The 15,635-nt window shown below is 65.0% G+C and carries 11 protein-coding genes and 1 pseudogene; 8 read left to right on the forward strand and 4 right to left on the reverse strand.

What is annotated here, in order from left to right; translation table 11 throughout:
• Nucleotides 1-59 precede the first annotated feature (59 nt).
• From Scani_RS00845 to Scani_RS00855, 3 genes are read left to right on the forward strand one after another with little or no spacing between them, the layout of a single operon-like run.
• Nucleotides 60-1,880, forward strand: a complete 1,821-nt coding sequence (locus Scani_RS00845; protein WP_246295397.1) for an albusnodin/ikarugamycin family macrolactam cyclase — start codon at nucleotides 60-62, stop codon at nucleotides 1,878-1,880.
• The gene (locus tag Scani_RS00850) at nucleotides 1,873-2,601 is read left to right on the forward strand and encodes a lasso peptide biosynthesis B2 protein (protein ID WP_159468987.1); all 729 of its coding nucleotides are present in this window, start codon (nucleotides 1,873-1,875) and stop codon (nucleotides 2,599-2,601) included. Before Scani_RS00845 ends, Scani_RS00850 begins: the two co-directional genes overlap by 8 nt.
• 13 nt (nucleotides 2,602-2,614) lie before the next feature.
• Nucleotides 2,615-3,166: a GNAT family N-acetyltransferase gene (locus Scani_RS00855; RefSeq protein ID WP_371872291.1), complete on the forward strand. Its 552-nt coding sequence runs from the start codon at nucleotides 2,615-2,617 to the stop codon at nucleotides 3,164-3,166.
• 281 nt (nucleotides 3,167-3,447) lie between these two features.
• Here the strand turns inward: Scani_RS00855 and Scani_RS00860 are convergent, their stop codons facing one another.
• Together Scani_RS00860 and Scani_RS41630 are read right to left on the reverse strand one after the other, a co-directional pair.
• On the reverse strand, nucleotides 3,448-4,272 hold the full coding sequence (locus tag Scani_RS00860; RefSeq protein WP_218039152.1) for an SLATT domain-containing protein: 825 nt from the start codon (nucleotides 4,270-4,272) through the stop codon (nucleotides 3,448-3,450).
• 574 nt (nucleotides 4,273-4,846) lie between these two features.
• The gene (locus Scani_RS41630; RefSeq protein WP_281391850.1) at nucleotides 4,847-6,598 is read right to left on the reverse strand and encodes a Scr1 family TA system antitoxin-like transcriptional regulator; all 1,752 of its coding nucleotides are present in this window, start codon (nucleotides 6,596-6,598) and stop codon (nucleotides 4,847-4,849) included.
• Nucleotides 6,599-7,341: 743 nt separating this feature from the next.
• On the opposite strand from Scani_RS41630, the gene Scani_RS00870 reads away from it, so the two are divergent.
• A complete protein-coding gene (locus tag Scani_RS00870) occupies nucleotides 7,342-8,082 on the forward strand; it encodes a hypothetical protein (RefSeq protein ID WP_159468994.1) in 741 nt (246 codons plus the stop codon).
• 47 nt (nucleotides 8,083-8,129) lie between these two features.
• A complete protein-coding gene (locus Scani_RS00875) occupies nucleotides 8,130-8,621 on the forward strand; it encodes a zinc finger domain-containing protein (protein ID WP_159468996.1) in 492 nt (163 codons plus the stop codon).
• 41 nt (nucleotides 8,622-8,662) lie between these two features.
• Here Scani_RS00875 and Scani_RS40550 read toward each other — a convergent pair.
• Nucleotides 8,663-9,363 (reverse strand): annotated as a pseudogene (locus Scani_RS40550) (site-specific integrase); the annotation flags it as partial.
• An 828-nt stretch (nucleotides 9,364-10,191) separates the two neighbouring features.
• Nucleotides 10,192-10,542: a hypothetical protein gene (locus Scani_RS00880; protein ID WP_159468998.1), complete on the reverse strand. Its 351-nt coding sequence runs from the start codon at nucleotides 10,540-10,542 to the stop codon at nucleotides 10,192-10,194.
• Nucleotides 10,543-11,216: 674 nt separating this feature from the next.
• Here Scani_RS00880 and Scani_RS00885 point away from each other — a divergent pair.
• From Scani_RS00885 to Scani_RS00895, 3 genes are all read left to right on the forward strand, one after another.
• Complete coding sequence (locus Scani_RS00885; protein ID WP_159469000.1) at nucleotides 11,217-11,954, forward strand: hypothetical protein; 738 nt, start codon at nucleotides 11,217-11,219, stop codon at nucleotides 11,952-11,954.
• Between the two features lie 46 nt (nucleotides 11,955-12,000).
• A protein-coding gene (locus tag Scani_RS00890) for an IS5 family transposase (RefSeq protein WP_159469002.1) occupies nucleotides 12,001-12,808 on the forward strand; the annotation gives its coding sequence in 2 pieces (ribosomal slippage) (nucleotides 12,001-12,329 and nucleotides 12,328-12,808; 810 coding nt in all).
• Between the two features lie 1,016 nt (nucleotides 12,809-13,824).
• Nucleotides 13,825-14,772, forward strand: coding sequence for a helix-turn-helix domain-containing protein (locus Scani_RS00895; RefSeq protein ID WP_159469004.1), 948 nt, complete (start codon nucleotides 13,825-13,827; stop codon nucleotides 14,770-14,772).
• The last annotated feature ends 863 nt before the right edge of the window (nucleotides 14,773-15,635 follow it).

The raw sequence follows: 15,635 nt of genomic DNA on the forward strand, positions 1-15,635 counted from the left end.
GGTGCGGCCCCAGCCTGGGGCCGCACCGCACCTGCGTCCGAACCCCCTAGGAGGAATTGGTGATCTTCGGAGGCTTCAGCAATCCGCACAATCCCCACCCCCGACCCGCCGGAGCGAAGCCCGTCGCGGCACGGACAACAACATGGCGGCTGGGGGACGGCGCTGCTCGCTCAGCATCGAACGACAGCGGTCGGCGGCGCATCCTCATCCTGGGGCTCTGCGGTGCCACCAGCTTCGAAATGCAGTGCCTGGCAGGCAGCAAGCTGCCCGGCGATATCGGGTGGCGATGGCCCGGCTCCTACGCGGTCGTGGAAGAAGCCGAAGACGGTGTGGCCCTGCATACCGATCCGGCCGCAGCCCGCCCCGTCTACCTCACCGCCTACCGAGGCGGGTGGGCGTGGTGCACCTCTGCTCGGGCACTGGCATCGCTCATCGGTGCCCCTGTAGACACCCAGCGGCTGGCGTGCTCCGTATTTCTGCCCTCGGCCCCCGCGTTAGCGGGCTCACGGACGTTCTTCACGGGCGTTGAGCAACTGCCGCCCGGCAGCCGAATCGAGCTGCCCGCCGACGGCAGCAGCCCCAGGTGTACGACCCTGTGGCGGCCCGACGCCGACTCGGCAGGATCGCCCGTGCAGCGTCTGCGCACTGCGCTGACGGCCACCGTCGCATTACGCGTGGCAGCTGACCCTGCCCTATCGTGCGATCTGTCCGGAGGGCTGGACTCGACTTCCGTCGCAGTCCTGGCAGCGCACGCGTTGCCGCCCTCCGGCCGTCTCAACGCCGTCACCATCCACCCCGAAGGCGACACGTCCGGTGCGGATCTGCACTACGCACTTCTGACGGCCGAGGCGCATGAAGGCCGCATCGCCCACCACCTGCTGCCGATGGCAGCGGAACACCTGCCGTACACCCGCATCACCGCCGTGCCGGCCACCGATGAACCAGCCCCCTCCACCCTGACGCAGGCCCGTCTGACCGGTCAGCTCCGCTGGATGCGAACGAACCTCGGGAGTCACACACACCTGACGGGCGACGGTGGCGACAGCGTCCTGTTCCAGCCGCCTCTTCACCTCGCCGACCTGATACGCCACCGCCGCTGGAAGCGAGCAGCCAACGAGGCGTTCGGCTGGGCCCGTCTGCGGCACCACAAGGTACTCCCGTTCCTCGTCGACGCCACGAGGGCCGCCAGGGCCAGCCGTCGCCAAGCTCTCGCCAACCTCGCCCGCACCGTCGGAACGCCTGGCCGAAACGATCACGGGCGCGTCCGCTGGTTCCCTCTTCTGCCGTTCCCCGCCTGGGCCGAGCCGGCAGCCCGCCGCCTCCTGGCCCAGGCAGCGCGCGAAGCCGTCGCTGCACCAGACACGCTGCCGGGCCTGGACAACTCCGTACGAGTCTTGGTGGACGAGATCCGCGAGGTCGCACGCACGGCAGCGGCCGACGCCGAGCTGGCAGCCTCCTGCGGTATCGACCTGCATAACCCGTTCCTTGACGCCACGGTGATGGACACCGTGATGAGAACACCCATCGACCAGCGCGCACCGCTCCACGCCTACAAGCCGCAGCTGAGCCAAGCCATGGCAGGACTGCTCCCGCCAGCCGTAGCAGCCCGCACCACCAAGGGCAGCTTCGATGCCGATCACTACGCCGGCCTCCGCGCCAACCTGACTGGCCTCCTCGCCCTCACCGACGGCCACCTCGCCGGCCTCCGATTGATCAGCCCGGCTTCCCTGGGACGCGCCCTGCGCGGGGCCGCCGCAGGCATCCCGATACCACTGGCCACCCTCGAACAAGCCATGGCTGCCGAAGCCTGGCTGCTCGCCCACCACCGCGACCCCGCACCTGTCTGGACGAGCGAGCCCGCCAGGAGCACACATGATTGAGCTGCCCCGCTTCGCCACCGCCCCCGCCCATGTCCGAGCCCTCGACTTCGGGCACGTCACGGTCCTCGTCAACTACCGCAATGGCCATGTCCAATGCCTGCTGTCCGCCGCGGCGGCGCTCTGGCGCGACACAGCAGCAACCGGCCGCCTGGACGTCATGCCGTCCGTTCTCGCCACCCGGCTTCTCACCACCGGCCTCCTGGTCAGAACCCTCACACCGATCCCGTGGCCGGCGCCGCTGATCGCGAAGGGCTCCAGCGCGAGCTGGGGCAGCGCAGAACACCCTGCCGGAGCCCTCCGGCCCGCACCCACCCGCACCACCACGGCCGCCGTAGCCGCTCTGGCCACGGTCCTTGCCATCAAGCGACTCGGCACCCCGAGCACCACGATGCCCCGCCTCACCACTGCGCTGAGGAGGGCGGTGTCAACATGCCGCCAACCCGCCACCCACGACCAGGCCCAGGCCGCCGTCCTCGCCGTCCGCCGCGCTGGCTGGTACTCGCCGGCGAGAACCGCCTGCCTGGAAGAATCCGCCGCCGCGGTGCTCCTGCTCGCGACCCGGCGTCTGTCGGCCACCTGGTGCCACGGCGTCGCGCCAGATCCCGTCCGGCTCCATGCCTGGGTGCAGACTGACAACGGAGGCCCGGCCGCCGAGCCGCCCTCGACGCTCGCCTACACCGCCGCCCTCACCATTGGAGCCCGCCATCAGCACCAGCTCTGACCCAACCCTGTGGATCGGAACCGACACCTGCGCACTCGGCCCTTACCGCGCCGACCTCGTCGAGACCTACTGGCGCTGGGAACAGGACCCCACTCTCCTCGTCGGCTACGGCCGCCAGGCACCCGAGTCCCTCGAAGCACGCACCGAAGGCATGGCCCACCAACTCCGGGGCGGGAACATCCGCTTCACCATCTACGACCGCACCTCCGGCGAACCCGTACCCGCCGGAGTCGCCACCCTCCTGCCCGACCACGCCGTCCGCACCGCCGAATACATCATCATGCTCGCCCCCGAAGCCCGCGGGCGCGGTCTCGGCACTCAGGCCACCCGCCTGGCCCTCGACTACGCCTTCCACATCACCAACTTGCGCATGGTCTGGCTCAAGGTCCTCGCCCCCAACAAGGCCGGCATCCGCGCCTACGAGAAGGCAGGCTTCCGTACGGTCGGCGCTCTCCGGAAAGCCGGGTACTGGCTCGGTCAGACGTGCGACGAAGTCATCATGGATGCCGTCGCGGGAGAGTTCGAGGGGCCTTCGGCTGTTGAATCCCTGCTAACTGGCGAATAAGGGGCTACGTCAAGCGTGCTCACTGCCATAACAGGGGGGTTCTACTGCTTCACAAATTCCTAGGGCTCTCCGCGCCGTTGGCGGTTCGATCAGCTCGGATCTTCAACCAATGCGCACGAGCCAGACCCTTCTCGTCTGGATGGGTCGCAAGGCGCTCGACCATCCACGCCGACTGTGGATCTAAGTCTGGATGCTTCCTGGTCATACGGAGAGCACGCCAGGTCGTGACAGGGGCGAGTAACCAGCGATTGATGGTGAATCCCACTAACCTGCGCGACGACCTAGACAACTTCGGCGCTCCCTTCGTGTGGCTGGTCAAGCTGCTGCTCGCGCTTGCGCTGCTCGACTCGTAGGAGTTCGATCTCCTTGGCGAGCTTGGCCAGCCTGAAGTGCTCCTCACCCTCGTCATAGGGGTAAATCCCCAAGTCGAAAGCCGTAGCATGGCGTTCGATGTCATCCGCAGTCTGCTGGAGGTAGAAGGCTCGCTCGCGCCATTTGTAGTAACCCGTGAAGCCTGCCGCTGTGCCTACGGCGAACGTGATGCCCATAGCCCAGTACTTGAGGGGAGCCGGCGTGTCAGCAAGGGCGGAGACGGCAGTTCCAGCCAGCGACCCAACAATGATGACGGACTGGGAGACGTTGTGCTTCCTTCTATACTTCCTTCCGTCTCTGCGTAGCCCGTCGAGCTCAGCCGGGATTGAGTCCTTGTAAGAGTATTGACGGTCTGGGACTGGAAGCTCCAGGCGGGCGGCGTCTAAGAGACGAAGCTCTTCCGCCGCTTCCAGGTCAATCTTCAGCTCGCGCGCCGTCTTGTCGTAGGGCTTCTTCGCCTTCTTTTCCATGGAGCGAACTGCCAAGAATGTCCCGGCGCTGAGAATCAAGACGGGAATGGCGATCTTGTTGGCGAGGGCGATAGCCGACGAACCGACGGCTACGTTCGCGACGACTGCAGCGAAGAGCAGGACAACGGCGAGGGCTCCGGATAACCAGCGGGTTACTGTCTGGATGGTCCTAATCCGTAATGCGACCCGAAGTTCAGCTATGCCCTTTTTGTGCTCAATAAGAGCATTTACCCTGTCTGTCGTATCCTGCGAAACGGATTCCATCGTCCCCAACCTTTCTGTCCGTAGGGGTTGAACCACTGGGGGCAGGCACGGCACAGAGGTCTGCCTACGGCTCGCCGGCGCATCCGCCACTGCATCACCGGGCAGGACACCGGAATCCCCTTCGCCCGGTCCGGGACGAGAGCTTCGCTGGGCCGCCATGACCAGGAACGCTCCGCCGACGACGCCGGCAAGCATGGCCAATGAGCCCACGCCGACAGCAGCGAGGATCGGATAGACGGCTTGCAAGAGCTTCCCCGTTGATTCGTGATCACGCCGTCAGCTTCACTAGCTGAACTGCAATGACCCCAACAACACGACGAACGCAAACGGTAGTTGCCAATCTTCGCCGAAGGCGCCCGGACGCAGGATTCAGCCATACATGCGGCGAGATCTCTTCAACGCGCCGGGGGCAAACGCCTCACGCCCCGGAGGAGGGGCGAGCCAGCGGAGCGCCCTGAGCGGCAGGGCCTGTGGCGAACGGAGCAGACCGTCCCCACTGAGGCACGAACACAGAGACGCAGCGGGATACGCGACGCGGCGTTCCGGAATGAGGCACGCCATAGCGCGATAGCACCTACTGCTCCAATTCCGCACTAAAACGGTCTCGCGCACTCCGAATCATCTCCAAGCTGACCTCACTGCTTTCAGATCTATCAGCCATCCTGCTTAGCGCATCCCTGAATTCAGAAGTACCCCAATGCGACCCGGAGTCAGATACGTACCACATCCCACTACCCTCGCCAGCGACAGTCACATCCGGAATTTCACCATCGAATAGAAGATGAACGACCGGAAAAGGCAAGGGGGGAACACCAGCACTATAGGAGAGGATTCTGATCTCCTGACCAGGGAACCCAGCAACCTGAATCAGTCGCTCCATCTGCTCCGTCATTACGAGCGCACTACCAAAAGTTCGGTGCAATACACCTTCATCCAAGATGAAAATCGATTGCACCGAACTCCTAAAATAGCGCTCCTGGCGGGCTGCCTGGAATGCAAGGCGATGACTATCCTTTCTAACCCGCGGGGCGAGCTCGGCCATGCCTTGCACAGCTGATGCGTATTCCGCAGTTTGCAGGAGCGCAGGAACCTTCGCCAACTGGTAGGTCCACGCACTGGCTGCCGTAGATTCCAAAGCGACTAGGCGCGTAATCCATGCAGGCACAGCCTCCCCGAAGTCATTCCACCACGCTGGAGCCAATGCCATCGCTGTGAGCGCTTCTAGCGTGTCGGCATCTTCGTCGGCGACTCCATAGATTTGCACAAAGGCTCGAATATCTCGAAGATTGGGTGCCGATTTGGCCCCTTCGATTCGACTCACCCGAGACGCAGAACAGTGGAGAGCCCGAGCGGCATCCAGCATGGTCATGCCACTTTTAGCGCGCAGATCACGAAGCATCACTCCCAAAAGCATCGAGGCTGCCACTGGATTGACTTCCCGTTCCCCGATCACTCGGTCCGACTCGCCCCCCTGAGCAGCAAATAGGGGAGCATTGCCCTCAATAGCCCCCCGATTGGCCGCGTAAGCAGCAGGCAGCTGTCGAGAATTCATCATCCTGGGGTGAAAATCGATGGGCGCTGCGACAGCGGGGACTGGAGTCGCATCACCACTGCGGAGGGCTGCGGACTGTCGCCGGTCAAGCGAACCGGCAGCCTGCACCCACAGCCCCCGAAGGGCTTCGCGGTCGTCATCGTCCACAGTAAAGGCACTCATGATCATTTCGACGACTCGCCAGGACGGGACCTTTTCGCCGGATAGTGCACGACTCAACGTCGGAGCGCTGACGCCAGTGCGCTGGGCAAGCTCACGAAGGGGAGGGCGGCCGGCCCTTTCGTGAAGTTCGCCAATGCGAGAGGCGAACGTGAGTGCAGAAGTGGAAGCATCTCCACGTGTCTGAGGCTCTGGAGGGTTGTTGCGATGACGGGCAACTGCCGCTGCGCGTCGGCAGTCGGGGCCGCAGTAGATGCGGTTGCGCCCCCTCGCCGTCGCACCGAGCGACTTCCCACACCGCACGCAGCTTCTTCTGCTGGGTGACTCACCTGGAGGCAAAGCAACATCAGTCGCAAGCTGAGCCTCCACCTCGTGGCGACGTTCATGCCACTCCTGCCTACTGCCGCCCCAGGCCCCAATGAGAGCCGACAAAACTGAAGGCGACGGGAGACGGTTTCCGCTGAGGGCTGCGTAAATCGTTGACAGCGGGACCTTGGTGTACTCATGCGTCTGCGCCGCTGTGAGACCTGCAGCCTGCCGCAGGGCCTGAAGGTCACTCGCGAACTCACCTAGAGGACCAGACGTGTTGACGGGGTTTCGAGATCGCCGCCCCATGTTCCCCTCCTAGCTCGACAGAGGTGCCCCAACACCCCTATTCTCGCTTTGTCTCGCTTGCGTGAAACGCACTCATGTGCACGTAACGAACATACTTCCTGCCCAGATTGCCCCCGCCTCAGGAGCGTCCCGGTGCCATCTGTCGTCACGATCCTTAGTGTTACCCTCGCACTGTTCTTAGCCCTATTCGCCAGCGTGAGCGCCTACTTCGTTGCAAGATGGACCGGGGAATCCCGTCACAGGAGTGCCGTGTGGGCAGCGTGCACCTACCCCGTCGCTCTTGCCACCATCTTTCTGATCTACGACCAACTCCGAACTGGTCAACCTGACGAAGCCGCTCGCTCGCTCGAAGCCTTGATGGCAACCCCCTATTGAGAGTCCCCTTTTACCGCGTCAATCAGGGTGGCTTCGACGGAACGGCGCTCAGCCCCACCTCGCGACTCCTCCAGACAGGCGCTCCTGCCACACGAACGCGCGGAAGCCATCGGCACTACCCGCTTGCGCCGGCAACCCTGCCACCGAGTATCCACACGCTCGCGCCCGGTGGGGACCGCCGACGGCATTGCCTGCTGACCCCCGAAGTGGTTGTGCCCTCCGCGTGCCCCAACACGCGGGAATTGCCTGCTCGGTGGCACGCGACGCGCCACCTTGCACCACCTACACCGGGGCCCTGCCGAGAGGATCACCACCCATCCCATGAAACGCCTCATGCGAGGCCGGGCTCGTGGCTAGCGTGTGGCCCCATGACTGACGCCACACCCGCCGGGGTGGACCTCCTGTCGTATCTCAGCCATCTGGAGTTACGTTTCGATTCCTCGGCCTCTCTGGTCGCGTCGGATGCCCACGACGATCCAGCGACGCTGGAATGGGGCTGCCGCACCGTCCTGCCTCTGTGGGAGCCGGACGACGAGGAGGCCGCGGCTGACAACGCACGCCTCCTGGCCCCCGGCATATCACTGGCCCAGACGTCCCGGGGTGAATGCCAGGAGCTGACGATCCTCACCATGTCCGGCCTCACGCTGGACTTGTGGCGCATTGGGAGCATCTACGCGTCGCTGGACTCGCGCGACGCCGACTACGAGCATTTCGCACCGCTCTTCGACAAGCCGGGGCATCTCGGCCTGCACTCCGACCTGGAGGAGTGCCTGGTGAGCGGTGACCAGGTCGTCATCATCAACCGGGTGCGGATCGCGCCGGCGTGGCGCGGGCTGGGCGGGGTAGGCCGGTTGTTGATCGGCCGCTTGCTCCGCTGGGTGGTCGGCCAGGCGGCGATCGTGGCGACACATCCATACCCGATCGACATCCCGGTCGGCGAACGGGACGACACCGCGCGGGAAGCGCAGGAGAAGGCTGCGGTCCAGCGCACTTGGCAGTCATTGGGGTTCGCGCCCTTCCGCGAGGACCTGTGGGTGATGCAGCCGTATAGGCACGACCACGACGACGCCGTCGAACGCCTGGAAGCCGCGTTCGCCCAGCACCTCTGAGACCACGCCCACCCAACAGCGTCATACGAGAGGACGAACTGGCCGCGATGCGCGAGTTCACCAACCACAAGGCGCAGCTAACGCTCGGCGTGCTACGTGCCTTCCACCTGGAGACCCTAAACTTCTCAGGAAGGCATCCTGAAGCGACATTGACCGACTTTGAGCGGCACTTGCGTCATCGGGTCGACGCCCTGGAAGCGGATTTGGAAGCGAAGGAAAGCGCGGCCGAGGCGGCCGTCTTCACCAAGCCACTGTCGGGTCCCCTCGCCGACCCCGAACGCCAGCGCGCGTTCAAGCACCAGGAGTCGCAGCACCCTTCGGGCACCGAGAGGGAGGCGTGGTGGCAGCGACGAGCGGCGGTGCTGGACGAGATCAAGAAGCAGGGACTCGCGGAGGCCCAGGAGTGGGAGTGCCGAGCCTGCGGAGCTCAGGTCGGGGTCGCTTGTCATACAGCCGGTGGAAGGCCCCGTAAGGAAGCTCATTTCCTACGGGCCACCGACGCCGAACTGCCCTACCTCCGGGCCTACGGCTTGCGCTGAAGAACGCCGAGGCCGGGCCGTGAAACGACGACGTCGATGGTTCACCGCCGGGCCGCGCGCACCCTGGCGTCGATGCCTCCTGCGACCTCCTGCTGACGGGGGCGTCGGAGTGCTGGTAGATCATCGCGGCCTTCTCCGAGGACTGGCCGGCGCGGACCATCGTGTCCTTGAGGGTGGCCGGGACTGGGTGCAGAGGGTGTGGCCGGTGTGCGGGAGATCATGGAAGCGGAAGCCTCAGGCAGCCTCACCGCCGCTCGAGCCTTCGCCCACTTGTGCCCGAAGGCGATCCGCCGGAAGGGCGCTCCCTTCTCCCCCACGAAGAGCAGCCCGTCGGGCGCCTTCTCCGCGAACCATTCCAGGTGCCGCTTGACCTCGATGGCGAGGAAGGTCGGCAGGTGGCTGGTCCGGACACTGGCCACGGACTTGGTGTCACCCTCGGCGCGACGGCCGGTGTTCAATTCCCGGAGCAGCCTCCGTGACCCGTACGGCGAGCGGGTCGAGGGTGACCGAGGTGCGGCGCAAGGCCGCCAGCTCCTCCGGATGCATCGGGCCGTAGGGCCCCGAGGCCCCCCTCAGGCGCCAACGGATCCCGATGGCCTCGGCAAGGGCATCGGCCTGCTCGACGGTGGCCGTCGTGCGTTCCCTTCGCCTTCTCCCTGCTGGCGCCCCTGATCCGGCTCGGGTTGCGCCGGATCAGCTCGTCGTCCGCAGCCGTGTCCATGATCGCCTTGAGCAGGCGGTAGCGAAGCGAGCTCCCCGCGATCGAGATACAAGAGCCCACGCCGGACGCCTTCGCGACCGACGAGGAGTTCGGTCGCGCGTACGCGGCCTGGGTGCACGCGCGAGGAGCCGCACGATGCTCAGGAGGCGGGGGCGGTGTTCCTCAGCGAGGAGGGGTGCGGCTACCCGTCGCTGATGGTGATGACGGGCCCCCACAGAGGCGCCATCTGGGAGGATCTGAGACCGATGGACCGAGGAATCGCGCCGACCGAGCAACTTCGCCCACTGGTACCGACGGTGGCTCGAGCGCACCGGGCGACGGCTCAAGACCTGAGAGGGTGAGGACGATGCAGTACTGCGAACGCCATGAAATGTACAACTGCGCCGACTGCGCTCCGCGCGCACCTCATGGCAGCGCACCCACCACCAGCGAATGGGACGGGTGGTCGGCAGCCTCGATCATCATCCACGCCAGCGGCAAGGCCCACCTTCCGGGCTGCATGCACATCGTCCCGGCCGACATCCAGCCACCCCGCTACGGCTGGGTGCTCACCCCCTCACCCGGAGCATGGCGCCGTCTCACTCCCTCGAGCCCGCTCCGTGCTACCCAGGGCAATACCGAGCGTGCGGCTGTGGGCCGCTGCGAGAGCTGCGACGCGACGCAATAGAGGCACTCTTTGGTGCGCGGACCTCGGCCGGCAAGGGGGCCTGCCCTTCCACCGGATCGGCTGTCCGTGCGCTCGTGAAGCTCCACCGCACCAGCTGACCAACCGTCCGCACCCGCAACCCCCAACCACGCACAGGCCAACGAGCGAACTACGACCTCATCACCTCAAGCACGATTGCAGTGCTAGCCGTCCTCGCCGAAGCCGTACAGGATGTTCTCCTGCTTGCAAGACGGGCAGACGATGTAGGCCTGTGAGTTGTTGCCATCTTCGTGGGGGAGGTAGCTCGTTCCACCCGAGAGCGCCGACTGACACCACCGACAGGTGCGACCGCCGCCGTTCTTGCCACGGTTCGGCGGGTCAACGAGCGTGCCACCTTCATCGAAGTAGACCCGCCACCCGAAACAGCTGTCGTTGTGGCATTCGTACCGGCCCGAAAGCTCTCCTGAGCTGGCCCACAAGTCTTCCCCACAGTCGGGACACGACCGCCCCGAGCCGCCGCCGATGCTGCTCGACAGCTTGTCGAAGAAGCCCATGCTCGCCCTCCCCTGGACGCCGCTCGTGCGGCGGGTATCGCCCTTGCGCAGCATCTTGCCAGCTGGAGACTTCGATGGCTGTGGACTTCGCCCGGGGACCGGGCACGTGCCCCATCCGTGCCCTTCAAGGCGGTGAACAGCGGTCATCACGAGTGCGGGCGGAACCTCTCGACAGGCCCAGCGGAAGGACTTGTCCGCAGGTCAGAGGCCACATTGGCGGCCAGAGCGGCGGTGGTTCCCAAGCTCAGAGCGCAGTTTTGAGTCCCGTCACCCGCTCCATGCAGAAGCCCCAGTTCAGCGGCATGGGGGTTTGTTCCTTCTCCAGGCATCTCGGGGTCGGCATGCCCTCCGTATGCACCATCTCGAGCTGGCCCGCGTGGGACGGGCATCCCGGGACGTCGTCAGGGCGATAAGCCGCAACCAGGAGCCGCAGAACTGCGTCTCCCTCATGACCAAGCACGACGCACTGCTCATGGTTGCAGCTGTGGTTGCATTCGCCAGCTCGACTGGCAGCGAACTCTGCCGGACAGGGCCTTGATGCCGTCGGCACCCATCCGCGATGAGATCAAGGCCCTCGTCGAGGGGCAGGTCACCGAGATCGCACCGCGATCGCGTCGGGGATATCCGGAGCCACTGCCTTCGCATAGGCCCGGCGGCGCCGTACAGTCGGCCAAGTGCGCTACGGACAGAAGGCGTTGCTGCCAGATCCCGGAAAGTTCCCTGACGAGAAGGCTCTTGCCTCGTTCGTCCTCGGCGAGCTGGACCAGTGGTTCCACATTGACGCAGTGCTGAGGCCCCGGGATCCGGGAGGCTGGCACGATGAGGGCCCTGCCTTCGGCGTCGAGTTCAAGAGCCTCGCTCCGAACACCAGCACCGGCGACCGCTACGGCTGGGTTGCGCAGGCCGTCGGATACACGCACTGCCAATGGAAGGGTTACGGCAGGCTGGGGATCTTCCTGTGCCCGTCCCCTCTGACCTGGCTCCTGTCCCGCGCCGACGAAATCGCCACGGCCCGCCAGCGGCAGATCAGCCCTGAGGTGCTGGAGAAGGAACGTCAACGGGTCCGCGAGTATGGGCGCCGCTTCGGCAAGGAGTACTCCGACGCGTATGTCGACAGGGAGGCGCTGCTGGCGCACCGGCGCCGCCTCGGTGAGCTGACATATGAGGAGTTCACCGCTCGTGCCGATGGGTACGCCAGCGCCGACGAGCGAGAACGCGAGCATGATCTGCGAACGGCCGAGGAGCTGACCCACCTCCTGGGACAGCTCAGCGTCGGTGAACTCATGCCCTACGAGAAGATCGGCTGGGCACTCATGCGGTCGGGAACGCGGCTGTGGAGCGAACACGGAGGCGCGGCCAAGGTCGCGTACGAGCTGCGTCCCCGTATCGGCTCCGAACGACGCAGGCGCTGAGGCCGTCACCCCGGCAGGCTGCCGGGAGGGCGGCAGAGTTCTGCAGGTGTCGGATGATCTTGTGCCTGATGACCTATGGGAACGGGTAGCCCCGCTGCTTCCTCCCCGCCCGCCGAGACGCCAGAGGTATCCGGGTCGGCTGCCGGCGGACGACCGGGCTGCCCTGCGTGGGATCGTTTACGTGCTGTGCAAGGGCGTGAGCTGGGCGGATGTTCCGGCGGAGCGGATCGGCTGCAGTGGGGTAACCGCCTGGCGGCGACTTCGGGACTGGACCGAGGCCGGTGTCTGGCCCCAGCTGCACGAGGTTCTTCTGGCGGAGCTGCGGGCGGCCGGCCTGCTGGACATGGATGACGCAGCCGTGGACGCTCCCACATCAGGGCCCTCAAAGGGGGGCTCACACCGGACCTTCGCCGGTCGACCGCGCGCGTCCAGGCAGCAAGCACCACCTGGTCACCGACCGTCATGGAACACCGTTGGCCATCACGCTGACCAGCGGAAACCGCCACGACGTCACACAGTTGATGCCACTACTGGACGCGATACCCCGCATTCGCGGAGTCCGAGGCCGTCCGCGTCACCGGCCGGGCCGGCTGTTCGCCGACCGCGGCTACGACTACGACAAGTACCGCCGTCTCCTCCGGGCCCGCGGCATCACACCGAAGTTCGCCCGCAAGGGCACAGCCCACGGCTCCGGGCTGGGCAAGACCCGCTGGGTCGTCGAGCGCACCTTCGCCTGGCTCCACCAGTTCAAACGCCTGCGGATCCGCTACGAGATACGCGCCGACCTCCACCTCGGCCTGCTCCAACTCGCCTGCAGCATCATCTGCTTGAGGCGACTCCGAACCTCATTCTGAAATGATCAGTAAGCACTTGGCCGCAGGTTCGAGTCCTGCCGGGGGCGCCAGGCGAGACCCTCCCTACAGGGAGGGTCTTTTTGCTGGTCAGAGTTCGTTTCTACTGAGCGGGGCAGGGGCCGGAAGCGCCCCTCGACGAGGGCGAGGCACGTCCGGCGGTGTCCGGCTGAGCCAGTTGGTCAGGCAGGTGTGCCGGAGGTACACACACGGCGACCGAGGGGCGTTCCGAATTCGTAGGCGGTGAGCACTTCCTTCCGGGCCCGCCGCCACGATCGCCTGATCACGGACCCGGCCAGGTCTCCCCCTTTCTCTCCCTGCATCAGCAGATCGCCGGGCTTCAGCCTTTCCTTCTCGATGGGGGCACGGAGGATCCGCGTCAACCCGGGACGGCAGGGCACCGTACGGGTGTCATCGGCGGCCCGCCCCTTGTGGCCGCGCTCCTCGCGCACTTCCCCGGTGTTCGTCCACTGCTTGCCGACCTCTGGGTGGGCGGTGTGGAGCAGTGGAGCAGCAGCTCGCCCCATTGGTCGTCCGCGTTCGCGTCGGGCGGTCGTACGTCCCCGACATCGATCGCCACAACCTCCTCGGGCCGGGCGCCGGCGTAGTACATCGTGGCGAAGAAGGTGTGCCGCCGCTGACCTCCCCTCGGCCGCGCATAGATCCAGCCGAGCAGCTTGGAGGCCTGCTCCTCGTTTGAGCAGTCGCGGCGGAGTCCGGCAGTTAGCGCGATTGCGCGAGACTGCGAACCCATTACCCCCAGGTGCTGTCAAGGTCGAACAATGCCAGCGCGCGTCGAACGCTACCGTGATGTCGGACAGGTCCGGGACGATGCCGCTCCTACGCGCCTCTGACCAGCACGAACACTTGCAACCCCCAGGTTCTTACGCTACATAACAACGAGCTGTCCCGGACGAAAAATCTGGATCGGTGGACACGGGCGCCCCCTCGTTGTCACGCTCTCCTTGTTCCGCTGAAGCAGGCTTGCGAATTCGAAGTCGCTGAGCAAGGGGGTATCGGTGGGTAAATATGGGATTCGAGATCGCGTTTCCAAAGTTGGTCCTTTGCAGTCCTGGCTGATGCGGGAAAAGCGCCGCGCCGACCTCAGCTTCGAAGAGCTTGCCGCGTTGACGTATATTTCAAAATCCTCGTTGCATCGAGCCACGCAAGGGGTCGAAATTCCCAGCCGACAGGTCTTCGAAGCATTTGTTCGAGGTTGCGCATCTGACCCGAAGGTTGCCGAGCAGGTATGGCGAAGTGCAGAGTCGATAAAGTCCCTGTTTGCATTGGACATCTCATCGACTCACCCCGACGACGTCGTAAGTCACACCGAACTACGCCTTGCTCTTACACGTCTCGTGAAGCAGAGAGGGCTAACTCTGCGACAGATCGAAAAGTTGGCGGAGCAGCGAAGCGTCAAGCTTCGCCGAAGCACGCTCGGTGATGCACTCAGCGGGCGTCAGACCTTCAGCCGCAGGTCGACCAACGAGCTTGTGCGCACCTGCGGTGAAGCGGAAAGCTCCATTCAAGCCTGGGACGAAGCATGGCAGCGTGCCGAGCGCGACAGGAGAAGCCGAAACGGGCATCTAGGTGGGATGCGCAGGCTCCCCGCAGGCGCCAGGCAGTACGTTGAACTTGGCATAGAAGAAATATTTCGCGTGTGTGAGCGATATGGCGTCCCCGGCGCAGAGATAGACATGTACATGCGTAGGCAAACAGACTTGATACGCAACTCGGGAGTGCGAACCTATTGGGATAACCCTCCTGCCCCTTGGAAGGGTTCTGTTTCGGTGCCAGCCGGTGACGTTTCGGGGCGCATTGAAGAAGCCCTGCGCGGGGTTTTGATGAAGAGAGTTGATGCCCCTTTGGATTGGTCGCTATTGCGTGGGCTTACGAGTGCTGTACTTCACGAGCTGCATCAGGATGAAGACGCCAGCAGAACCAGCGAAATGGAGACTGCTGAATAAGCAGACCGTTCCTCTTCGGGTGTGGGATTGAGAGCATCTCCCAAGGAATGCGGTGCCGACCGGTTAACGATTGCCGCTAACACGCAGGTCATTACATCGACCAACTCCCTCTGGGAGAGGAGTGGTTGACTGGTCCAGAGGTGTCAACATCAGTATGTTGAGCTACGTTCCACGAGTTCTTCCTCTTGAGCGCTGCGGACCCGTTGTCGACCTGTACGCAGGGGGTGGCAGCTTGCCTCGGTAGTTCCGTCGAGGCAACACCGGAAGAACAGGAGGGGCGTGTGGTGGAAGGCCCGATCGAGCGGAAACCGCGCAGGCGTTGGACTTGGCCCGAAAGGTGGCAAGTCGCACTGTCTGCGGCAGGTCTGCTAGTGGCGCTCATCGCCGCTGTGGGGCAGTTCGTCCACTAGGACGGCCACCTACGAACCCGTCGCGACCGGGAGCTGCGTACGCAGCGAGCCCGGTCTTGTGAAGAGCGACCGGGCTCGTGAACTGCACGGAGGGCCTGGCTCTGGCAGGAGCTGGGCCCTCCATTGCCAAGCAATGGGAACAGTACAGCGGTGGGCGCCTGAAATCCATGGCGCGCCGCTGACCAGCCAGTTTAGGAAGACCGTGACGCCTGCTGTCGCAATGCTGCACTGTCCGCCTGCAAGGCGCCCCCGAGGGCGCTATACGCGGAGCGGGCCGCTGGTATGACGGGCGCCTAGTTCGTCAGGGGGCAGGCCCGACGGATCGTGGGCTGATCCGCTCGGCATCGTTCGTTGTCCTGGCCTTTGCAACGGCGACAGCAGCGGCTCGATCAGCGCCCACAATCCGTCATCGATGATCCACCGCCGAGTAGCCACACCTCTCGAACGGCCGAA

The sequence above is a fragment of the Streptomyces caniferus genome (genome assembly GCF_009811555.1).
Taxonomy (GTDB): domain Bacteria; phylum Actinomycetota; class Actinomycetes; order Streptomycetales; family Streptomycetaceae; genus Streptomyces; species Streptomyces caniferus.

Coding starts and splice junctions, on each gene's coding strand:
- Scani_RS00870 (WP_159468994.1), top strand. CDS start 7,342: ATGACTGACGCCACACCCGCCGGGGTGGACCTCCTGTCGTATCTCAGC.
- Scani_RS00850 (WP_159468987.1), top strand. CDS start 1,873: ATGATTGAGCTGCCCCGCTTCGCCACCGCCCCCGCCCATGTCCGAGCC.
- Scani_RS00880 (WP_159468998.1), bottom strand. CDS start 10,542: ATGGGCTTCTTCGACAAGCTGTCGAGCAGCATCGGCGGCGGCTCGGGG.
- Scani_RS00860 (WP_218039152.1), bottom strand. CDS start 4,272: ATGGAATCCGTTTCGCAGGATACGACAGACAGGGTAAATGCTCTTATT.
- Scani_RS00875 (WP_159468996.1), top strand. CDS start 8,130: ATGCGCGAGTTCACCAACCACAAGGCGCAGCTAACGCTCGGCGTGCTA.
- Scani_RS41630 (WP_281391850.1), bottom strand. CDS start 6,598: ATGGGGCGGCGATCTCGAAACCCCGTCAACACGTCTGGTCCTCTAGGT.